Origin of the sequence: uncultured Sphingomonas sp. (assembly GCF_964244235.1) — a bacterium.
In the GTDB taxonomy this organism is placed as follows: Bacteria; Pseudomonadota; Alphaproteobacteria; order Sphingomonadales; family Sphingomonadaceae; genus Sphingomonas.
The window spans coordinates 1-21,516 of record NZ_CAXTII010000047.1 but is presented as its reverse complement, the minus strand read 5'-3'; the positions used below and the strand labels follow the sequence as shown (position 1 = coordinate 21,516).

General features: G+C 66.9%; 19 protein-coding genes and 1 tRNA gene. 13 read left to right on the top strand and 7 right to left on the bottom strand.

From position 1 onward, the window contains the following. The first annotated feature begins 199 nt into the window (after positions 1–199). The 10 genes from ACFE7D_RS09260 to ACFE7D_RS09215 are packed head-to-tail and all read left to right on the top strand — an operon-like array spanning position 200 to position 12,782. Positions 200–844, top strand: a complete 645-nt coding sequence (locus ACFE7D_RS09260; RefSeq protein WP_375395137.1) for an XrtA/PEP-CTERM system exopolysaccharide export protein — start codon at positions 200–202, stop codon at positions 842–844. A gap of 11 nt (positions 845–855) precedes the next feature. Beyond that, complete coding sequence (locus tag ACFE7D_RS09255) at positions 856–2,379, top strand: XrtA system polysaccharide chain length determinant (RefSeq protein WP_375395136.1); 1,524 nt, start codon at positions 856–858, stop codon at positions 2,377–2,379. A 10-nt stretch (positions 2,380–2,389) separates the two neighbouring features. Beyond that, positions 2,390–3,319 (top strand): AAA family ATPase, encoded by a 930-nt coding sequence (locus ACFE7D_RS09250; protein WP_375395135.1) that lies wholly within the window; start codon positions 2,390–2,392, stop codon positions 3,317–3,319. Beyond that, entirely contained in the window at positions 3,316–4,920 is a 1,605-nt protein-coding gene (locus ACFE7D_RS09245; RefSeq protein ID WP_375395134.1) for a hypothetical protein, read from the top strand. The genes ACFE7D_RS09250 and ACFE7D_RS09245 overlap by 4 nt, the downstream gene beginning before the upstream one ends. A gap of 11 nt (positions 4,921–4,931) precedes the next feature. Then, positions 4,932–6,287 carry an AAA family ATPase gene (locus ACFE7D_RS09240; protein WP_375395133.1) on the top strand — a complete coding sequence of 452 codons (1,356 nt, stop codon included), beginning with the start codon at positions 4,932–4,934 and terminating at the stop codon, positions 6,285–6,287. A 4-nt stretch (positions 6,288–6,291) separates the two neighbouring features. Next, the gene (locus ACFE7D_RS09235; RefSeq protein ID WP_375395132.1) at positions 6,292–7,146 is read left to right on the top strand and encodes an XrtA system polysaccharide deacetylase; all 855 of its coding nucleotides are present in this window, start codon (positions 6,292–6,294) and stop codon (positions 7,144–7,146) included. Then, complete coding sequence (locus tag ACFE7D_RS09230) at positions 7,143–8,189, top strand: FemAB family XrtA/PEP-CTERM system-associated protein (RefSeq protein ID WP_375395131.1); 1,047 nt, start codon at positions 7,143–7,145, stop codon at positions 8,187–8,189. The genes ACFE7D_RS09235 and ACFE7D_RS09230 overlap by 4 nt, the downstream gene beginning before the upstream one ends. After that, positions 8,186–9,361, top strand: a complete 1,176-nt coding sequence (locus tag ACFE7D_RS09225) for a TIGR03087 family PEP-CTERM/XrtA system glycosyltransferase (RefSeq protein WP_375395130.1) — start codon at positions 8,186–8,188, stop codon at positions 9,359–9,361. Before ACFE7D_RS09230 ends, ACFE7D_RS09225 begins: the two co-directional genes overlap by 4 nt. Beyond that, on the top strand, positions 9,358–10,896 hold the full coding sequence (gene xrtA, locus ACFE7D_RS09220; protein WP_375395129.1) for an exosortase A: 1,539 nt from the start codon (positions 9,358–9,360) through the stop codon (positions 10,894–10,896). The genes ACFE7D_RS09225 and xrtA overlap by 4 nt, the downstream gene beginning before the upstream one ends. Continuing rightward, positions 10,896–12,782 carry an XrtA/PEP-CTERM system amidotransferase gene (locus ACFE7D_RS09215; protein ID WP_375395128.1) on the top strand — a complete coding sequence of 629 codons (1,887 nt, stop codon included), beginning with the start codon at positions 10,896–10,898 and terminating at the stop codon, positions 12,780–12,782. Before xrtA ends, ACFE7D_RS09215 begins: the two co-directional genes overlap by 1 nt. A 115-nt stretch (positions 12,783–12,897) precedes the next feature. Here ACFE7D_RS09215 and yihA read toward each other — a convergent pair whose 3' ends face one another. The 5 genes from yihA to rpmH all read right to left on the bottom strand — a co-directional run bounded on the left by yihA (position 12,898) and on the right by rpmH (position 15,990). After that, positions 12,898–13,548 carry a ribosome biogenesis GTP-binding protein YihA/YsxC gene (gene yihA, locus ACFE7D_RS09210; protein ID WP_375395127.1) on the bottom strand — a complete coding sequence of 217 codons (651 nt, stop codon included), beginning with the start codon at positions 13,546–13,548 and terminating at the stop codon, positions 12,898–12,900. Continuing rightward, the gene (gene yidC / locus ACFE7D_RS09205) at positions 13,545–15,245 is read right to left on the bottom strand and encodes a membrane protein insertase YidC (RefSeq protein WP_375395126.1); all 1,701 of its coding nucleotides are present in this window, start codon (positions 15,243–15,245) and stop codon (positions 13,545–13,547) included. The genes yihA and yidC overlap by 4 nt, the downstream gene beginning before the upstream one ends. Before the next feature lie 45 nt (positions 15,246–15,290). Further along, positions 15,291–15,503 (bottom strand): membrane protein insertion efficiency factor YidD, encoded by a 213-nt coding sequence (gene yidD, locus ACFE7D_RS09200; protein ID WP_375395125.1) that lies wholly within the window; start codon positions 15,501–15,503, stop codon positions 15,291–15,293. Further along, positions 15,500–15,766, bottom strand: a complete 267-nt coding sequence (gene rnpA, locus ACFE7D_RS09195; RefSeq protein ID WP_375395124.1) for a ribonuclease P protein component — start codon at positions 15,764–15,766, stop codon at positions 15,500–15,502. Before rnpA ends, yidD begins: the two co-directional genes overlap by 4 nt. 89 nt (positions 15,767–15,855) lie before the next feature. Then, on the bottom strand, positions 15,856–15,990 hold the full coding sequence (gene rpmH, locus ACFE7D_RS09190; protein WP_174285440.1) for a 50S ribosomal protein L34: 135 nt from the start codon (positions 15,988–15,990) through the stop codon (positions 15,856–15,858). Positions 15,991–16,258: 268 nt separating this feature from the next. On the opposite strand from rpmH, the gene ACFE7D_RS09185 reads away from it, so the two are divergent. Continuing rightward, complete coding sequence (locus ACFE7D_RS09185; protein ID WP_375395123.1) at positions 16,259–17,767, top strand: YifB family Mg chelatase-like AAA ATPase; 1,509 nt, start codon at positions 16,259–16,261, stop codon at positions 17,765–17,767. A 108-nt stretch (positions 17,768–17,875) separates the two neighbouring features. Next, a tRNA-Leu gene (locus tag ACFE7D_RS09180) sits at positions 17,876–17,960 on the top strand. A 119-nt stretch (positions 17,961–18,079) separates the two neighbouring features. Here ACFE7D_RS09180 and ACFE7D_RS09175 read toward each other — a convergent pair. Both ACFE7D_RS09175 and ACFE7D_RS09170 read right to left on the bottom strand, forming a co-directional pair. Next, positions 18,080–18,598 carry a DUF4142 domain-containing protein gene (locus tag ACFE7D_RS09175; RefSeq protein ID WP_375395122.1) on the bottom strand — a complete coding sequence of 173 codons (519 nt, stop codon included), beginning with the start codon at positions 18,596–18,598 and terminating at the stop codon, positions 18,080–18,082. 17 nt (positions 18,599–18,615) lie between these two features. Further along, positions 18,616–19,602, bottom strand: a complete 987-nt coding sequence (locus ACFE7D_RS09170) for an SDR family oxidoreductase (RefSeq protein WP_375395121.1) — start codon at positions 19,600–19,602, stop codon at positions 18,616–18,618. Positions 19,603–20,154: 552 nt separating this feature from the next. Here ACFE7D_RS09170 and ACFE7D_RS09165 point away from each other — a divergent pair. Beyond that, positions 20,155–21,516 (top strand): PAS domain-containing protein (locus ACFE7D_RS09165; RefSeq protein ID WP_375395120.1); only part of this gene is annotated, 1,362 nt, incomplete at its 3' end.

Genomic DNA, 21,516 nt, shown 5'->3' with positions numbered 1-21,516 from the left:
TCAAGCCGATTGGGAATCCCCCAGGCGATTCAAATAAATAGAAAGCGACTCTAGCCCGCGGAACGGCTTCCAGCTAGCCCGCGGGACGATTTGCGCACGTCACTAACGCTATCTTCACCTCTCCCCAGCATAGCCGTCCTGAAGACCCGTGCCGTCCCGCGCCTTTCGTGCTGGCGGCGTCGACAGGAGACCGACGGCCATGCGTTTCGCCCGCCTTTCCCGCACCTCGATCGCGCTGGGGCTTGCCGCCGCCACGCTGACCGCCTGTGTCGGCGCAGGGTCCCGCCCGCAATTGCCTGCCGCCGCCTATGTCCAGCCGCGCGAACAGCCGGGCGAGGAATATGTCATCGGGCCGCTCGATCAGTTGAGCATCTTCGTGTGGCGCAACGCCGACCTGTCCGCGAAGGTGCAGGTACGCCCCGATGGCCGGATCACCACGCCGCTGGTCAACGACATGACCGCGGTCGGCAAGACGCCTGCGCAGCTCGCGGAAGACCTGAAGGGCGCGCTCAGCGAATATGTCAGCCACCCGATCGTGTCGGTGATCGTCGATAATTTTTCCGGTACCTACAGCCAGCAGATCCGGATCGTCGGCGCGACCGAGAAACCCGCCGCGCTGCCGTACCGCGCGAACATGACGTTGCTGGACGCGATGATCGCGGTCGGCGGGCTCGGCCAATATGCCGCGGGCAACAAGGCGCGGCTCGTCCGCTACGACCGCGCGAACGGCAAGCAGCACGAATACCAGCTGCAGATCGCCAATCTGCTGAAGCATGGCGATTCGTCCGCGAACGTCCGGCTCGAACCCGGCGACGTCATCATCATCCCCGAATCGATGTTCTGAGGCACAGCCGAATGAACGGCATTTATGACGAGGCGCGGCTGGCGCTGCACGCCATCTGGACGCGGCGATGGATCGCGCTCGGCGTTGCCTGGGGCGTTTGCGTGCTCGGCTGGCTGGTCGTCGCGCAGATGCCGAGCAAGTACGAGTCGCGCGCGCGCATTCTGTTCCAGATGCAGTCGATGCTGCCCGCGTCGGTCGACGGACCGCCGCAGGACGCGCAGAAGGACCTCGACACGATTCGCCAGACGATGACCTCCGCGACGAACCTGTCGAAGGTGGTGCGCGGCACCGATCTCGCCAACACCGTCTCCAACGACCGGGACGTGGCGGACCGGGTGTCGAGCCTGTCGCAGAACATCAAGGTGACTGCGCAGCAGGACAATCTGTTCGAGATCGTCACGACCGCATCCAGCCCGAAACTGGCGCGGCAGATCACGCAGAAGCTGATCGATATCTTCGTCGAGGCGAACCTGGCGGGCGATCGCAGCGCGAACACGCAGAGCCTGGGGTTCCTCGATCACCAGCTCGCCGATCTCCAGGCGCAATTGCAGGACGCCGAGGCGAAGCGCGCGGATTTCCAGAACCGGTACCTCGGCGCGTTGCCGGGGACCGGTTCGATCGCCGATCGAATTTCCGCTGCGCGCAGCCAGATGGCGCAGGTCGATGGCGATCTGGCTGCCGCCCAGTCCGGCTATTCCGCGGTGCAGAGCCAGATGGCCGGCATCCCGCAATCGCTGCCGGGGACGGCGGGAAGTGCCGGATCGGCCGGGCCGGCGCGCGCGCGGCTGTCCGCAATCCAGGGGCAACTCGCCGACGCCCGTGCCCGCGGCGATACCGAAAACCATCCGGACGTGATCGCGCTGAAAAGCCAGCTCGCCGCCGCCACCGCCGCCGCGCACAGCGAGCCGCTGGTTGGTGGCGCAGCCGGCGGCGCACAGCCCAACCCGGTCTATTCCTCGCTACAGTCGATGGCGGCGGAGAAGCAGGCAGCCGTCGCGTCGCTTCGCATGCGCAAGAGCCAGTTGCAGGGCGATCTCGACCTGCTCAGTTCCAAGCTGTCGGCCGATCCCGCGGTTGCCGCGCAGCAAAGCGACATCGACCGCCGTCATGACGTGCTGAAGACGCAGTATGATCAGCTGTTCACGCAGCGACAGCAGATCGCGGTCCGCGGTCAGGCACAGACGCAGTCGGCGGCGATGAAGTTCAACGTCATCGATCCGCCGACGCTGCCCCACACGCCGACCGCACCCAACCGGATGCTGCTGCTGTCGGGCGTGCTGTTCGTGGGCATCGCGGCGGGCATCGGCGGCGCGTTCGCGCTGGGCCAGCTGCGCGCGACCTTCGCGACGGTACCGCGGCTGGAGAAAGCGACGGGGATGCCGGTGATCGGATCGATCGGCGAAGTACTGACGCGCAGTCAGTCGGAACACCGTGCCAGGGGATTGAAATTGTTCGCGGGGGGCGCCGCGGGCCTGGCCGCCGCCTATGTCCTGCTGCTGGGCGTCGAAGTCCTTCAGCGCGGCCTGGCGGCGTGAGGGAAACGGCATGACGAGCACCAACCCGACGCCGAAGCGCGAACCGTCGCTCCTGGAACGCGCGGCCAAGGTCTACGACTTCGGCCAGCATGCGCGCGCACGGGGCGTCGCGCCATCGACGCCCGCCGCGCCGTTCGTCCTCGACGATGCGCCGATATTCGACGAACCCGTCTTCGGACACGACTCGACCCCGATGTTGCACGATCGCCAGCCGATCGACCGGATGATGCTGGCTGAGGCGGGGATGATCGTCCCCGGCGCGCCGATCGGTCCGCTCGCGGAGGAATTCCGGCTGGTGAAGCGGCAGCTGCTGATCGCCAGCCAGCGCATCGCGGAGAGCAACACGCCCGACAAGGCGCGCACCATCCTGGTATGTTCGGCGCGCCCGCGCGACGGCAAGACCTTCACCGCAGTAAACCTCGCACTGTCGATCGCCGCCGAGCGTGATGTCGAGGTCCTGCTGGTCGATGCCGATTTCGCCAAGCCCGACGTCATGGCGCGGCTCGGGCTGGACGACGGACTCGGATTGCTCGACGCGCTTGGCGATTCGAGCATCGACATCGAGACGCTCGTCGTGCGCACCGATGTGCCCAATCTGTCGCTGCTATCCGCAGGTACCAAGACGTCGAGCGATACCGAATTGCTGGCGAGCGCGCGGACCCGGGTCGTCCTCGCCAGGCTGTTGTCGGCAGACCCGCGCCGCATCGTGATCTTCGACTCGCCGCCCGCGCTCGCCGCATCGCCGGCATCGGTGCTGGCGCTGATGGTCGGGCAGGTCATGCTGGTCGTCCGCGCCGATCGCACGCCGGAGAACGAGCTTCGCGCTGCGGTGTCGCTGCTCGACGGGTGCGATCACATTCAACTCGTCCTCAACGCCGTGTCCTTCGTGCCCGGAGGCGCGCGGTTCGGCAGTTACTATGGCCAGGAGACCAGAAAGTGACCCGGATCATCTTGGCGCTCGGCACCGCCGCGGCGCTGCTCGCCAGCGGCACCGCCGAGGCGCAGAGCGACCGGCGGACCACGATCTCGCCCTATATCGAGCTGAGCCAGGTGCTCGACGCCGACCTGAAGGGCGGCGATGTCGTCACCTATTCGGAAGTCGCGGTCGGCATCGACGCCGCCACGAAAACGCCGCGCGTGCAGGCGCAGATCAGCTATCGCTACGAACGGCGGATCGGCGAGGGCCACAATATCGGCGATGCGGACGTGAACACCGGCCTGGCCCGGATCGATGCGAAGATCGCGCCGGGTCTGTCGCTGGACGCGGGGGGGCTCGCTACGCGCAGTCGCAACGACATTCGGGGTGCAGCGCCCGGGGTGCTGACCGGCAACGTCGATAATATCAGCCAGGTCTACACCGTCTATGGCGGACCGAGCTACCGCGGTCATGCCGGCGCGGTGGCGCTCAGTGCGGATTACGGCATCGGCTACACGAAGGTCACGACGCCGACGACCGGCACCGGTACGCCCGGGCAGCGGCTCGACTATTACGACCATTCGCTCGGTCAGACCGCATCGGTCGGTGCCAGTGTCGCGCCAGGCGCGATGCTGCCGGTCGGCGTGTCGGTCGGCGCGGGGTATCAGCGCGAGGACGGGGCGCAGCTCGACCAGCGGTTCGAGGGATATCATGCGCGCGGCGATGTCCTCGCCCCCGTCGCCGCTACCGTCGCACTGACCGCCGGCGTCGGCTACGAGAAGATCGAGGTCAGCCAGAAGGACGCGCTGCTGACCGCGGCGGGCGTCCCGGTGCAGGACGGCGACGGTCGTTTCGTCACCGATCCCACGTCGCCGCGCCGCGTCGCGTATCGCACCGACGGCGTCTATTATGACGCGGGCGTCGTCTGGCATCCCAATCACCGCACGTCGGTCGAGGCGCATGTCGGCCGGCGATATGGTTCGACGAGCTATACCGGTACCGCGACCTATCAGGCGTCGAAGTCGGTCGGGCTCGCGGTCAACGTCTACGACACCGTCGAGACGTTCGGCCAGCAGCTGCGCCAGGGCGTCGCCAATCTGCCGACGAGCTTCGTCGACAGCCGCGACCAGTTCGGGCAGCAGTTCAACGGCTGCGTCTTCGGCACGTCGGGCGCGGCACCAGGCGGCTGTCTGAACAGCGCGCTCCAGTCGATCAGCACCGCCAGCTTCCGCGCGCGTGGGGTCGACGCCGTCCTGTCGGCCAAGCGCGGACTGTCGACCTACGGTTTCGCCGTCGGCTATACCAATCGCGAGCTTTACGCGCCGAACGTGCCGTCGGGCGTCGTCGTCTATGGCGAGGAGGATCAGAGCTATTACGGGCAGTTGTTCTACGGCCACGCGCTCTCGCGCGTGTCGGGGATCAACGCCAACGCGTTCCTGAACTATTACACCAGCGATCTTCCGGGCTCCGCCAGCACGATCTCCTATGGCGCAACCGCCGCCTATTACCATTATTTCGGCCGGCTTGGCACGACCGCCTCGCTGGGTGTGTACAATGCGAAGACCGAGGGCCAGCCGAGCGAACCGTCGCTGCAGGCGCTTCTCGGCGCGCGATACCAGTTCTAGGGCGAACGACGATGTACGACGATCATTTCGGATTGAGCGGCCGGCCGTTCCAGCTGACCCCGGACCCGCGCTTCTGGTTCGAGACCGCGACCCACCGCAAGGCGATGGCGTATCTCGGCTATGGTCTGGCGCAGGGCGAGGGCTTCATCGTCATCACCGGCGATATCGGCGCGGGGAAGACCACGCTGGTCGGGCATCTCATGGACACGATCGACCATCAGTCGCTGAACGCGGTGCGCATCGTGTCGACCGCGATCGAACCGGCGGACCTGCTTCGGATCGTCGCGCATTCGCTTGGCGTGAACCCGTCGGGTCTGGAAAAGGCCGAGCTGCTGATGGCGATAGAACGCGGGCTGCACGCGGTCGCGCGCACCGGCAAACGGACGCTCCTGATCGTCGACGAAGCGCAGGCGTTGCCTGTCGCATCGCTGGAGGAGCTGCGCATGCTCTCCAATTTCCAGGCGGGCGGGCATGCGATGCTGCAGATCGTTCTGTTGGGTCAGCCCGAATTCCGAGACCGGCTGCACGGCGAGGATCGGCTTGAGCAGCTGCGCCAGCGCGTGATCGCGATCCATCATCTCGATCCGATGGAGGAGAACGAGGTCGCGGACTACATCGCCCACCGGCTCGCGGTCGTCGGCTGGTCGGGGCGTCCGGATTTCACCACGGACGCATTCGGGGCCTTTTATCGGGGCTCGGCGGGCGTGCCGCGCCGGCTGAACCTGCTGGCCGGCCGCGTGATGCTGTTCGCCGCGATCGAGGGGCTGGATCTGATCGACGGGCACACCGTGGACACGGTGATCGGCGATCTGCATGCCGATCTGCCGATGATGCACGCGCCGGGCGTTGCGCCCGGCGTCGTCGAGCCGCAACCGGTGCCGACCCCGACGGCTGCACCGGTTGCGGAGAACGCACCGCCGGTCGAGACGGAATGGCTGAAGGCACGCGAAGAAACCATCCCCGAACCGGCCCGGATCGCGCCGTCGTCGCCCGAGCCTGTGAGCGCGTTGCCGATCGCAGCACCGGGACAAGACCCGATCGCGGTGCCGGTTGACGTCGAGGCGACGCCGGTACCGAACCCCGTTGCGATCGAGGAGGTTCAGGCTGAGCCCGATCCCGCGGCGGTTCACGCCGAACCTGTCGAAGCGTCGGAACCCGCTGCCGAAACCCCGGGCCAGACCCCAGCCGCGCCGGACCCCGCCGATCCCGCGCCGGCCTCGGACATCCTCCGGCGTATCGCCGCGCTCGAGGGACAGGTGGAAAACCAGGAGGCGGCGCTGCGTCGCGTTCTGACGCTGCTGGTCGACTGGGTCGAAAGCGATACCACACGGCCGGGGTTCGCCCCGATCCGCAACGCCGCGGCGTGACGCCATGACGCGCGTGCCGGGCGCTCCCGTGCTCAACGGCATGTCGGTCGATGTCGAGGACTGGTTCCAGGTCGGCGCGTTCGAGCGCGTGATCGACAAGGCGGACTGGCCGAGCCTTGACCCGCGGGTCGAGCGCAACACCGATGCCGTTCTGGCGCTGTTCGCGGAAAGCGGTGTGAAGGCGACCTTCTTCACCCTCGGCTGGGTGGCCGATCGCCACCCGGCGCTGATCCGGCGGATCGTCGAGGCGGGCCACGAGATCGCGAGCCATGGCTGGGACCATGTCCGGGTCTTCACGATGACGCCCGATATCTTCCGTGCCGATATCGCCCGCGCGCGCCGCGCGATCGAGGACGCGGCCGGGGTCGCCGTCACCGGCTACCGCGCGCCGAGCTTCTCGATCGAAGCGCGTACGCCCTGGGCGCATCCGGTGCTGGCGGAGGAGGGCTATGCCTATTCCTCCAGCGTCGCACCGGTGCGCCACGATCATTATGGCTGGCGCGAGGCACCGCGCTACGCGTTCCGGCCTGTCGCCGACAGCCCGCTGGTCGAGGTGCCGGTGACCGTCGCCGAGATCGCCGGCCGGCGGCTGGCGACCGGGGGCGGGTTCTTCCGCCTGCTGCCTGCGGCGATCACCGATCACGCGGTGCGGCAGGTCAACCGCGCGGGCCAACCCGCGATGTTCTATTTCCACCCGTGGGAGATCGATCCCGCGCAGCCTCGCGTCGCTGCTGCCCCGATGCGGTCCAAGCTGCGGCACTATTCCCGGCTCGGCGCGATGGCGGGAAAGCTGCGCGGCCTGATCGGTCGGCACGACTGGGGCCGGGTCGATGCCGCTATCGCCGCCCGTGCCCTATGATGCCGTTGATCGCCGCACCGGTCGGTATCCGCGAGGCCGATATCGCGGATGTGCGTGAGGCGGCGCGCATCGACACATTCGTTCGCGCGGCCGATGGCGCGACGCCTTTCCACCTGACCGGCTGGAGCCGTGCGGTCCAGCGGGGCTGCGGCCAGCGATCGCGCTATCTGGTGGCGGAGTATGCGGACGGATCGATCGCCGGCGTGTTGCCGCTGACCGCGATGCGCTCGCCGATCGCCGGGCGGGCGCTGGTGTCGGTCGGGTTCGGGGTCGATGGCGGCGTGCTGGGGGAAGCGGTGGAGCCGCTGGCCGCCGGGGCATGGGACCTGGCGCAGCGGATCGGGTGCCCGGGCGTCGAACTGCGCGGCGGCGTCGCGCCGGACGGCTGGCATATCGACGACGCCACCTATCTCGGCTTCGTCCGCGCCATCGCGGCGGACGACGAAGCCGAACTGCTCGCCATCCCGCGCAAGCAGCGCGCCGAGGTGCGCCGGTCGTTCGGGTTCGAGCTGGATATCGTCGCGGGCCGCGATCGGGCGATGCTGCGCGAACATTACCGAGTCTATGCCGAATCCGTGCGTAACCTCGGAACGCCGGTCTTCCCCGCCAGGCTGTTCGCATCGGTGATGGCGGATCTCGACGCCGATATCCTGACCGTTCGCCATGAGGGGAGGGCGGTCGCGAGCGTGCTGAGTCTGTACATGAACGGCACCGTCTATCCCTATTGGGGCGGCGGCACCGCGGCGGCACGGGGCTTGCGTGCCAACGACCGGATGTATTTCGCGCTGATGGCGCATGGGCGCGCGCGCGGTTGCACGCGGTTCGATTTCGGGCGGTCGAAAGCGGGGACCGGGGCGGCGGCGTTCAAGAAGAACTGGGGCTTCGAGCCCGAAATCCGGCGTTATGCGACGAAAAGCGACGGTCCGCCGCGGACGATCAATCCGCTCGACCCAAAATATGCCGCGATGGTGGCGGCCTGGAAGCGGCTGCCCTTATGGGCGGCGACGCTGGCCGGTCCGTGGGTCGCGCGGGGGCTTGGGTGAAGCACATCCTGTTCCTGGCGCACCGCGCACCCTATCCGCCCGATCGCGGCGACAAGATCCGCAGCAACGCGGTGCTGACCTGGCTCGCGGACCGGGCGCATGTCCATCTGGTCGCGTTCGCGGACGATCCCGCCGACCGGATCGTACCGGAAATGCTGTGCAGCAAATTGGCCAGCGCGACGATCGTCACGCGCAGGCGGAGCCGCGGAGCGGCCGTCGTGAGCGCACTCGCAAGCGGTCAGTCGGTATCGCTCGCGGCGTTCAAGGACAGAGCGATGACCGTAGCGGTACGTCAAATACTGGCCAGCCGGCCGATCCATGCGATCTACGCCTTTTCCGGCCAGATGGCGCAGTATCTGCCGACCACGCCGCGCGCGATCATGGATTTCGTGGATGTCGATTCGGCGAAGTTCGCCGCGCTTGCCGGCAAGGCGCGCGGCCCGATGCGCTGGCTGATGACGCGCGAGGCGAGGCTGCTCGGTGCGTATGAGCGTGCCGTTGCGGCGCGGGCCGAGGCGAGCCTGTTCGTCAGCGAGGCCGAGGCGGCGCTGTTCCGCGCGGGCGGCGGCGAGGGCAATGTCATGGTCGTGGAGAACGGGATCGATACCGTACGGTTCGATCCCGCGACGGTCGGGCCAGTCGAGACGGACGATCCGCTGATCGTCTTCACCGGACAGATGGATTACGCGCCCAATGTCGAGGCGGTGACGTGGTTCGCGACCGACATCCTTCCCGCGATCCGGGCCCGCAACCCGGCGGCCCGCTTTGCGATCGTCGGACGATCGCCCACCGCGGGGGTTCGTCGGCTGGCGTCGGACGATGTCGTCGTGACGGGAGCGGTAGACGATGTGCGTGGCTGGCTGGCGGCGGCGAGCGTGTGCGTCGCGCCGCTAAAGCTGGCGCGCGGGGTACAGAACAAGATCCTGGAGGCAATGGCGATGGCCCGCGCGGTGGTCGCGACACCGTGCGCGGCGGAGGGGATCGACCATGACGGCACGATCGTCGTCGCCGATGGTGCCGCTGCGTTCGCCGGCGCGGTGTCGGCGCTGATCGACGACGTCCGACGCGCCGACGCGATCGGCCAGGCCGCGCGGGCGCGGGTCATTGCCCGTTATTCGTGGGACGGACGGCTGGCGCTGCTCGATGCGTTGCTCGCGCCGAGCGCAGCATGACGATCGCGCTCCCGGTGGTCGCGGCCAATCGCATGTCCGCTGTGTGGCAGCGGCATCTCGTCACGCTGGCGATCGTCGCGGGCGCGCTGTTGTTGCCGTTCCATACCGATCTCGCCGATCTCGCGCATATCTGGTGGACCAGCACGACCTTCGGGCATTGCCTGTTCATCGGCCCCGTGGTCGCCTGGCTGGTATGGCAGCGGCGCGGCGAACTCGCGCAGCTGGCACCGGTGGCCTGGTGGCCGGCGCTCGCGATCGTCGCGGCCGGCGGTGCGGCGTGGCTGATGGGCGATGCGGGATCGGTGTCCTTCGCGCGGCATCTGGGACTTGCCGTCATGTTGCAGGGGGCGGTCGTGACGATCCTCGGGCCGTCGGTCGCGCGGGGGATCGCGTTTCCGCTCGGCTATGCGCTGTTCCTGGTGCCAGCCGGCGAAGGACTGCAATCGCCGCTCCAGAGCGTCACTGCACATATGGTCGTGCCGATGCTTCACGTGTCAGGCATTCCGGCAAGTCTCGACGGCGTGATGATCCACGGCGGCCATTATTATTTCGAGGTCGCGGAAGCATGTTCGGGGGCGAAGTTCGTGATCGCGATGATCGCGTTCGGCGCATTGGTCGCGAATGTGTGCTTTACCACCTGGACGCGACGCGCCGTGTTTCTCGCGGTGTGCGTGGTCGTGCCCGTCGTGGCGAACGGCGTGCGCGCCTTCGCGACGATCTGGGCTGCGAACCGGATCTCGCTCGAACGCGCGACGGGGTTCGACCATATCGTCTATGGCTGGGTATTCTTCGGGCTGGTGATGGCGGCGGTGCTGGCGATCGGCTGGCGCTGGTTCGACCGTGCGCCCGACGCGCCGGCGTTCGATCCGGCGACATTGCTACCCCCGATCGAGTATCGCATCGCATTGCCCGTAGCCGCCGTGCTGGTCCTGGCGACGGCAGGCGTCTTCCCCGCCTGGTCGCAGGCGATCGCCGGGCGTGCGCAGCGCTTGCCCGCACATATCGACCTGCCCGTGGTGCCGGGCTGGCACCGCGTCGATATCAGCGTCGATGCACCATGGGAGCCGAACTACCCCGGCGCGGATCATCACCTGTTCGGCCGCTACGCCGATGGTCGGGGCCGTCAGGTCGATATGGCGGTCGCGGTCTATGGCAGCCAGATGCGCGGGCATGAGATGATCGCGTTCGGCCATGGCGTTCTGCGCGAGGAGGATCGCTGGGTCCGTGTCGCCGACCTGCCCGATATCGATGGAGGATCGGTGATGCGGATCACCGCCGCGGGTCTCGATCAGCATCCGGTGGAGCGCATCGTCGCGACATGGTATCGCATCGGAAATGTCACGACGAACGCGCCGCCGCTGGTCAAGATCGAGGGTATGAAGGCGCGGCTGTTCGGTGGCCCGCAGCGCGCGGTCGCGATCCATTTGTCGGCGCAAGCCAGCGTCGGGCAGAACCCCGTCGCCGCCATCCGGGCCTTCCGCGCCGTGCTCGGCGATATCGGTGCGGTCGCGGACCATGATTCGGGCATGCGCTGATGTGCGGTATCGCCGGGATCTTCCATCCCGGGACGCCCAAGCCCGTCGAGCCGAGCCGGCTCGCGCAGATGATCGGCGCCATGGCGCATCGCGGGCCCGACGGGGAGGGGATCTGGACTGCGCCCGGCGTCGGATTCGGGCATCGGCGGCTATCGATCATCGATCTGGAGGGATCGCCGCAGCCGATGTCGGATGATGCCCTCACCATCACCTATAATGGCGAGATCTATAATTTCGCGGAGATCCGTGCCGAACTGATCGCGAAGGGGGCGGTGTTCCGGACCGCCGGCGATACCGAGGTCCTGCTCCACGGCTGGCGGCAATGGGGGCCGGGGGTGCTCGACCGGTTGAACGGGATGTTCGCCTTCGCGCTTCACGATGCGGACCGTGGGACGCTGTTCCTCGCGCGCGACCGGCTGGGGGTGAAGCCGCTTCATTATGTCGAGCTGTCCGACGGATCGCTGGCGTTCGCGTCCGAACTTAAGGGGCTGCTCGCCCACCCGCTCGTCCGCCGCACGCCCGATCTGCGCGCGGTCGAGGACTATATGGCCTGGGGCTATGTGCCCGACGACTCGTGCATCGTCGCAGGGGTGCGCAAGCTGGCGGCGGGACATTTCCTGCTTGTCGAGCGCGGCAGGGGTGTACCCCGGCCACGGCAGTGGTGGGACGTGGATTTCTCGAACCGTGCGCGCGGTTCGGCGGGTGCGCTCGGTGCCGAATTGCTGGCGAAGATGCGCGACGGGGTACGTAGCAGGATGGTTGCCGACGTTCCGCTCGGCGCGTTCCTGTCGGGCGGTGTCGATAGCTCCGCCGTCGTTGCGCTGATGGCCGAGACCAGCCGATCGGCAGTGAAGACCTGCACCATCGGGTTCGCGGAAGCCGACCACGACGAGCGCCGCTACGCCGACCAGGTCGCGCAGCGGTTCGCGACCGATCATGCGACGCGGATCGTCTCGTCCGACGACCATGCGCTGATCGACACGCTGGTCGCCAGCTTCGACGAGCCCTTCGCCGACGCATCCGCGCTCGCGACCTATCAGGTCTGCGCGCTGGCACGCGAAAGCGTGACGGTGGCGCTGTCGGGGGACGGTGCGGACGAGGCGCTGGCGGGGTATCGCCGCTACCGCTTCCAGGCGGCGGAGGAGCGGGTGCGCGGTTTGCTGCCCACTAGGATGCGGACGTCGGTGTTCGGGGCGCTCGGGCGGCACTATCCCAAGGCGGACTGGGCACCGCGGCCGCTGCGGGCGAAATCCACGCTGCTGGCGCTCGCGGGGGATGGCGACGAGGCCTATGCGCAGGCGGTCGGAGTGACGACGCCGGCGCTACGTTCGCGGCTGTTTTCCGACGCGGCTCGGCGGCACCTCGGCGGCTACCGCGCGGAGGATGCCTATGTCGCCCTTATGCGTGCTGCGCCAGCGCGCGATGCGCTGGACCGGGCGCAATATGCCGATCTCAAGCGCTGGCTGCCGGGCGATATCCTGACCAAGGTCGACCGGACCAGCATGGCGGTCGGGCTGGAAGCGCGCGAGCCGCTGCTCGACCACCGGCTGATCGAATTCGCTGCGACGCTGCCCGTGTCGATGCGGCTGCGGCGCGGGCAGGGGAAGTGGCTGATGAAGCGGGCGCTGACGCCGTATCTGCCCGACGATATCCTCTATCGGCGCAAGATGGGCTTCGTGACGCCGATCTCCGCGTGGTTCCGCGGCGCACTGGCGGGAGAAGCGGCGGCACTGGCGACTTCGCGGACGCTGATCGACAGCGGCTGGTTCGACGGCGAAGTGATCGCCGATATGGCCGCGGCGCACCGGTCGGGCCGGGCGGAGCATGGGCGGACCTTGTGGCAATTGGTCATGCTGGAACGGTCGATGAAGCGGGTGTTCGGGTAACGTCGTCGGCCGACTATCGCCCTCACCCTCCCGCGGCTGCGCCGCTCCTTCCCTCTCCCAGCGGGAGAGGGAAAAAGACGCCGAAGGCGGCGAAGGGTGAGGGCGACGGGCGGTTTCAGACCCGAACCGCCTCCAGCACCGCAGCGCGCAGTTCCGCGATCCCCATCCTGCCCTCGCTCGACGTCGCCAGCACTTCGGGATGCGCCGCGGGCCGCTTTCGCGCCTCTGCCTCGACCGAGGCCGTGACGGCGGCCAGGTCGGTCGCCTTCACCTTGTCCGCCTTGGTCAGCACCATCCGGTAACTGACCGCCGCCTTGTCGAGCATCTCCAGTATCTCGCGGTCGACCTCCTTCACGCCGTGGCGCGCGTCGATCAGCACCAGTGCGCGCTTGAGCACCTGCCGCCCGCGCAGGAAATCGTTCACGAGGAAGCGCCATTTCCTGACGACGTCCTTGGGTGCCTTCGCGAAACCATAGCCCGGCATGTCGACCAGCCGGAATTCGGGCGGATCGCCGACGTCGAAGAAGTTCAGCTCCTGCGTCCGCCCCGGCGTGTTCGACGTCCGCGCGAGCGCGTTTCGCCCGGTCAGCGCGTTCAGCAGCGACGACTTGCCGACATTGGACCGCCCCGCGAACGCGATCTCGGGTACGTCGGGTACGGGCAGATGATCGAGGCCGGGCGCGGATTTCAGGAACCCGATCGGCCCGGCGAATATCTTGCGCGCGGTCTCGATCAGCTCTTCGTCCTGCCCGCCTTCATCGCTCATTTCGCCGGAGCCTGTTTGAGCGCGGGATGCCGCGAATAGAGCAGTTGCTGCTGGAGGATCGTCAGGCAATTCGACGTGATCCAGTAGATCAGCAGCCCGACCGCGAACGACGACATGACGAACATCAGGATCCACGGCATCAACGAGAAAATCTGTTTCTGTGCATCGTCCATCGGCGTCGGATTCAGCTTGAACTGGAAATACATCGATATGCCGTAAATGATCGGGATCACGCCGATCGCTATCATGTGCGGCGGCACGAACGGCAACAGCCCGAAGAGGTTGAGCGGGGTCAGCGGATCGGGTGCGGACAAATCCCTGATCCATCCAAAGAAGGGCTGGTGGCGCATCTCGATCGTCAGCATCAGCGCCTTGTACAGCGCGTAGAAGATCGGAATCTGCAACAAGGTCGGCAGGCAGCCGTCGATCGGGTTGACCTTTTCCGCCTTGTACAGCGCCATGACCTCCTGCTGTTGACGCACCTTGTCATCCTTGTAGCGTTCCTGGAGCGCCTTCATCTTCGGCTGGATCGCGCGCATCTTCGCCATCGACGCGAACTGGCGCTGCGCGATCGGGAACATCACGCCGCGGATCGTCAGCGTCAGCAGGATGATGGCGGTGCAGAAATTGCCGATCATGCGGAACAGCCAGTCGAGATAGGTGAAGATCGGCCGGACGATGATCTCGAACCAGCCCCAGTCGATCGACTTGTCGAGCTTCGCGATGCCTTCGTCCTGATACCGCTGGAGCAACCGCACTTCCTTCGCTCCGGCAAAGAAACGGCTCGACTGGGTGATGCTTCGACCGGGGGCCAGAACCGCCGGCCGGACGGCATAGTCCGCCTGATAGGCCTGGCCCGCGCCCGAGCGGAATTGTCCGTCGAACGCCTGCGCCTGATCGGGAACGAGCGCGGTCAGCCAATATTTATCGGTGAAGCCAAGCCAGCCGCCGGTGGAGCTGAACTTCTGCGGCGCGCTATCGACGTCCTTGAACTTCTCCGAATAATCCGCGCCACCCTCATGCACCGAGATCGGCCCGGTATGGATCGTCATCGTCGTCGGATCCTTCGACACGCCGATCCTGTTGACAAGGCCGTAGGCTGCAACCGGGACGGGTGCGTTGCCTCCGTTCGATACCGTCTGCTGCACGGTGAAGAGATAGCCGTCATCGACCGCCATCGTGATCCGGAACCGCTGCCCGGTCGCATTGGCGGCGTCGAGATCGACCGGATGCCCCGGGGCGAGGAGGGTCGACGATGCGGTCCACACCGCGTCGGGCGAAGGCGGTCTCAACCCGTCGTCACGCCAGCCGAACCCGGCGAAATACGCCTCGGGCGCGCCGGCGGGAGACAGCAGCCGGATCGGCGGCGAATCTTTGGCGATCGTTTCCTTGTAGGTCTTCAGCACCAGATCGTCGATCCGCGCGCCCTTCAGGTTGATCGACCCGTGCAGTCGCGGCGTATCGATCGTGACTCGCGGGCTCGACGCCAGCACGACCGTGCGGTCGCGGATCGCAGTCGGCCCGTCCGCGGTCGGATCGGCGCCGGGGTTGGCGACGACCTTCGTCTTGCCGCCCTCGATCTTCGTGACGGGCGGGTTGGCCGTCGGGAAGAACCTGCCCTGGATCAGCGGCCAGCCGAACAGGATCAACGCCGCGATCACGGCGAACAGGACGAAATTCTGGCGATCGTCCTTCATTTGGCGTCTTTCACTGAAAATCTTCCCGGTTCACGGTACGGGCCGTCAAGGTACGGGGTCCGGTCCGTATCCGCCCCAGGGATGGCAGCGCGCGATGCGCTTCGCCGCCAGCCACCCCCCCTTGGCCGCGCCATAGCGGCGAAGCGCGGTGACTGCATAGGCGGAACAGCTAGGCTGGTAGCGGCAGCTCGGCGGCAGGACGACCGAGGGGCCCAATTGCCATCCGCGAACGATCAGCATGAGCAGCCGCGCGATCACCGGGCGATCTTCGCAAGCGCCTTGCCGAGTTCGATCTCGAGCAGCGCATATTCGCGCTCGATCCCGCCCTGCCGCCCGATCAGGACATGGTCCGCGCCCGGAATGCCCTTGACCGGCAGCAGGGACCACGCGAGCGCTCGCAACCGGCGCTTCATCCGGTTGCGGACGACCGCGTTGCCGATCTTCTTGGTGACGGTGAAGCCGATGCGCATCGCATCGTCGCCATCTCCGCGCGGGCGCATCAACAGTACGAAACCGGGCATCGGTGCACGCCTGCCGGCATTCGCGGCCAGGAAATCGCTGCGTCTGGTGAGGGTGGCGACCGCAGGAACGGTACCACCCGCGGGCATCGTTACGCCGACAGCTTCTTGCGACCGCGCGCGCGGCGGGCGCGGATCACCGCCCGGCCACCGACCGTCGCCATCCGCGCGCGGAAGCCGTGACGGCGGGTCCGCACCAGATTGCTCGGCTGAAAGGTCCGCTTCATCGCTCATTCCTCAAATTCGGTTCAACCTGCATGGAATGCAAGAAGGCCGCCCAGGGGACGGCCTCGTTCGGCGCTGCGCATAGCCATAGGGACCCGACAAGTCAACGCGGACGCATGCCCTCGCGCCCGCTGCACGGCGTAATACATCGCAGGATGACGGGATATACGTTCGCCGCGATATCCATGACGATAGGTTGGCATACGATCCATCTCGCGGTGCTGCGCGATGCAAAGCCCGATATGACCGTCGGCTTGCGAGGAGAACGCGGTGGCGACGATCGTATCGACGGTGGCCTATCTGGGGCTGGAAGCGCGCGCCGTCGAGGTGCAGGTGCAATTGATCCCGGGCTTGCCCGCGTTCAACGTCGTCGGGCTCGGCGACAAGGCAGTCGGCGAAAGCCGGGAACGGGTGAGGGGCGCGATCGCGGCCATGGGCCTGGCATTGCCGCCAAAGCGGATCGCGGTGAACCTCAGCCCCGCCGACCTGCCAAAGGAAGGGTCGCATTTCGACCTGCCGATCGCACTTGCGCTGCTCGGCGCGATGGGCGTGGTCGATGTGGAAACGCTGGCGGAGTTCGTCGTGGTCGGCGAACTCGGGCTCGACGCACGGATCGCACCCTCGCCGGGCGTGCTGCTCGCCGCGCTGTTCGCGTCGGGCGAGGGCAAGGGGCTGGTCTGCCCTGCCGCGCAAGGGCCGGAGGCGGCCTGGGCGGGGTCGATCGAAATCGTCGCAGCACCCGATCTGCTCGGGCTCATCAACCATTTCAAGGGTCATGGCCTGCTCTCGGTGCCGCGTCCGGGCGAGGCGGAGCCGGCGTTCAGGGGGCCGGACCTCGCCCAGGTCCGCGGACAGGAAACCGCCAAGCGCGCGCTCGAGATCGCTGCCGCGGGTGGGCACAATCTCCTGATGTGCGGACCGCCGGGCGCAGGAAAATCGCTGATGGCGGCGTGCCTGCCCGGTATCCTGCCACCACTCGATCCCGCCGAAGCGCTCGAGGTGTCGATGGTGCAATCGGTCGCGGGAACGCTGACCGAAGGGCGACTGACCCGTACGCGACCGTTTCGCGCGCCGCATCATTCTGCCTCGATGGCGGCGTTGACGGGCGGCGGGCTGAAGGTGAGGCCGGGCGAGGTCAGCCTTGCGCATCTCGGCGTATTGTTCCTCGACGAACTACCCGAGTTCCAGCGCGCGGTACTTGATTCGCTTCGCCAGCCGCTGGAGACGGGTTCGGTCAGCGTCGCGCGCGCCAACGCACACGTCACCTTCCCGGCGCGGGTGCAGCTGGTCGCGGCGATGAACCCGTGCCGGTGCGGGCATCTCGGCGATGCCGGGCTGGCCTGCGCGCGCGCTCCGAAATGCGCGGCGGATTATCAGGCGAAGGTGTCGGGGCCGCTGCTCGACCGGATCGACCTTCATGTCGACGTCGCCGCGGTGAGCGCCGCCGATCTCGTCCTGCCGCCGCCGACCGAGAATTCCGCGGCGGTCGCCGCCCGCGTCGCCGTCGCGCGCGCCGTTCAGACCGGGCGCTATGCGGGGGAGGGCGTACGGACCAATGCGGAGGCGGACGGCCCGTTGCTCGACCGCGTCGCGACACCCGACGAGCCGGGCCGTATCTTGCTGACGCAGGCGGCAGGCGCGATGCGACTGACCGCGCGCGGCTATACGCGCATCCTGCGCGTCGCGCGGACGATCGCCGATCTCGCCGACGCCCCATCGATCGGCCGGGTCCATATCGCCGAGGCGCTGAGCTATCGCCGGCGAGCGCCGGTCAATTGATCGCGGGTTACGGATGCAGGCGATCCGTCTGCAACAACGGATCCTCGACGCCTCACAGCTTGCGAGAGGCCTCCGGCTGGGCTACGCGGCGCACAAGCCAATGCAAATGCGGGTATGGTGGAATTGGTAGACGCGCCGGACTCAAAATCCGGTTCCGCAAGGAGTGTCGGTTCGACTCCGACTACCCGCACCATTGGATCAACGGGATCGGTCGATCAGAATCCACTATTTGCGCCATGGCGGCTTAGCGTCTCTGTACCCGGTTCCTGTACCCGCCGGGCGACCTTCGCCCGACTTCCGACGGCGGATTGACTAGAGTCCGACAGTCTTCGCCTGCATCTGCTCGGCCATGGCAAGATGGCCGGCGATGATTGGAACGGCCGAGGCAGCAGCCTGCCGTATCGTGGGATTGTCGCCGTTCGCAGCGTATAGCTGCGTGGTCGTCAATGCAGAGCGATGCGCGAGCGCTTGATGTTTCCAATAAGTCTTGTCGAAGTCCGGCCCACGCAGGCTCTGCAACGCCGCGAGCAGAGGAGCTTGATCTGCACCGACACCCATCGCCGGCGGCTTGAGGCCGGCCTGTGTTATCGCCCGCTGCAGCGACTGGCGGAGCTGGCCGTGATCCTGCAGCATTTGCTGCGCGAAAGCGCGGACTTGTGGATCGTCGCTTTGCGCCAGAACCGTGTCGGCCTCCTGCATCTCGAATGCGTCGGACTGCCCCGCCGCCTCTATAAAGTTGCGCGTCTGCATTGACCCTGCCTCCTGCGCCACCGCGGATGTGGAGGCCAGAATTGCCGTCGCCGCAACGCGCGAGAAGATGGTCCTGCGCATCGTTACTCTCCTCAAGCTCAAGGCTGGCCCTGGCCGCCGCCGGCGCCGTAGATGTTGCCCGTCGTATAGCTGCCGTCATCCTCGGCCAGGCGGACATAGATGCCGGCCAGCTCGGCCGGCTGGCCTGGACGGCCCAGCGGCGCGGTGGCACCAAAGGTCACTACCTTGCCCGGCTGTGCGCCGCCGGAAATCTGCAGCGGGGTCCAAACAGGCCCCGGTGCGACGCCGTTGACGCGGATCCCCTTCGACCCGAGCTGCTTGGCGAGCGACTTGATGTAGTTCATGGTAGCCGCCTTGGTCTGGGCATAGGCATAGAGATCGGGTGACGGATCATAGGCCTGCTCGGACGTGGTGCCGATAATCGCCGAGCCGGGCTCGAGATGCGGGACGGCAGCCTTGATGATCCAGAACGGTGCATAGATGTTGGTCTTCATCGTCCGATCGAACTCCTCGGTCGTGAGATCGAGGATCGAAGGAACGGACTGCTGGCGGCCGGCGTTGCAAACCACGATGTCGAGACCACCCAGCGCGCTCACCGCACGTTCGACCAGCTGCCGGCAAAAACTTTCGTTACGGATGTCGCCGGGTATCGGCGCGGCCTTCTGACCGGCGCGACGGATAAGATCGACGACCTCGCGGGCATCCGGTTCTTCTTCTGGCAGATAGTTGATTGCGACATCCGCACCCTCGCGGGCGAAAGCAATGGCGGCGGCACGGCCCATGCCTGAATCGCCGCCTGTAACAAGTGCTCTGCGGCCGCGCAGCCTTCCGCTGCCGACATAGCTCGTCTCGCCATGATCGGGACGAGGGTCCATTCGGCCGGCAAGCCCCGGCCAAGGCTGCGACTGCGCTTTGAACGGCGGTTTGGGATACTTGTTGCGCGGATCCTGCTTGCCGCCGCGAGATGGCGACTGGTCCTGCGCTGTCGCCGGGGCGGCTATTGCCGCACCGGCGCCCAGCGCCGCTGCCGCGGTCATCACTTCACGTCGGGTCGTTTCGTTCATGGCGCTATCCCCTTATTCAGGAACGAAAACTCACAAACGATGCAGTAGTTTCGTGGGAACGGAAAAACGTTCGGATTACTTAACGGCGTCGCTGCATGATCCAGCACCGCACGGTTGCTGAACACCGGAATTGCATCCGCCAGCCCGTCTGAATCCGGCATACGGGGAAGGCGTGCGGCGCGACGTCGGGTGTCGTCAGAAGCCGGTCGAGAGTTTGTTCGATCGCCATGTCTCTCGTGCGCCGATTGTCCTTTCGATATTCGAACCGACCGGCCTGTCGCCTACCGGTTAAGGCGGGGGATGTACGGCGGCCGATTTCGGAGGCGGCGAAAGGCAGCGACAAGGATCGGGTAAGGGTCGTTGCCAGCGCTTACCTACAACCGTTGCGTTTCGCGAGACCGATAGCATCTCGATGTCGACTACTACTCTTGGTTCTCGACCAAGGCCTGGCTGGGGAGTGTCCTGTTTCCGAATCCGCTGCTAACCTGCTTGCCGCCCGCCGCCCGCCCCGCGCTCGGCGGCGAAGAATGCAGGACGTACGAGGGGACGAAAGTGCGTAACGCCGGAGACAATCTGGATTTTCCCTCGGGCGAGGCCGTGACGGCGGCGCTGATCCGGGCTTTCGACTGGTCGGGCACGCCACTGGGGCCGATCAGCTCGTGGCCTCAAAGTCTCAGGACCGCGACGGCGCTCCTGATCAATTCGGCTGTTCCGATGGTCATGCTGTGGGGCGAGGACGGCATCATGATCTACAATGACGCCTATTCGGTGTTCGCGGGCGGGCGGCATCCCGAGTTGCTCGGAGCAAAGGTGCGCGAGGGATGGCCCGAAGTCGCGGACTTCAACGACAGCGTGATGAGGGTGGGGCTCGCGGGCGGAACGCTCGCCTACAAGGACCAGGAGCTGACGCTCTACCGGCACGGTCGGCCAGAACAGGTGTGGCTCGACCTCGACTACTCGCCCGTGCCCGACGAAAGCGGCAGGCCTGCGGGTGTCATCGCTATCGTTGTGGAGACGACGGAGAGGGTGCTGGCCGAGCGGCGCAGCGCGGCCGAGCGCGAGCGGCTCACTCAAATGTTCGAGCAGGCGCCGGGGTTCATGGCGCTGCTGCGCAGTCCGGAACACGTGTTCGAGCTGGCCAACCCCGCATACCAGCAGCTCACCGGCCACCGCGAAGTGCTGGGCAGGCAGGTGCGCGAGGCGCTGCCCGAAGTCGCCGAGCAGGGCTTCGTCGATCTTCTCGATCAGGTCTACCGTTCCGGCAAGGCCTATCTGGGCGAGGCCGTGCCGGTGACCCTTCGGCGCACCCCGGGCGCGCCCGCCGAGCACCGCTTCATCGATTTCGTCTACCAGCCCATGACGGATGTCGACGGCAGGGTGTCGGGCATCTTCGTTCAGGGTTCCGACGTGACCGACCGCGCCCGTGCCGACGCATTGCGGAACACGCAGAACGAACTGCTCGAGGCGGCCGTTGAGGACGCACCGCTAGCCAAGCTGCTCGAAACATTGCTTGCAACGGTCGAGCAGCATTCCGATTCCGGGATGCTCGGCTCCATCCTGCTCGCCACCGAGGACGGGCTCCACCTGCGGCACGGCGCGGCACCAAGCCTGCCGAATGCCTACAACGATGCGATCGACGGCATCGCGGTCGCCCAGGGTGTCGGTTCGTGCGGGACCGCGGCCCACCGTAAGGAGCCGGTGTACGTCACCGACCTCGCTACCGACCCGCTCTGGACCGACTTCCGCGACCTGGCAGTTGCACACGGCCTGCGCGCGTGCTGGTCGACGCCGATCCTGTCGGCCGCAGGCGTGCTGCAAGGTACCTTCGCCATGTATTACCGGGAGCCGCGGGAGCCCACCCCGGCGGATCTTGAGGTTGTCAGCCTGATTACCCGCACGGCGTCGCTTGTCATC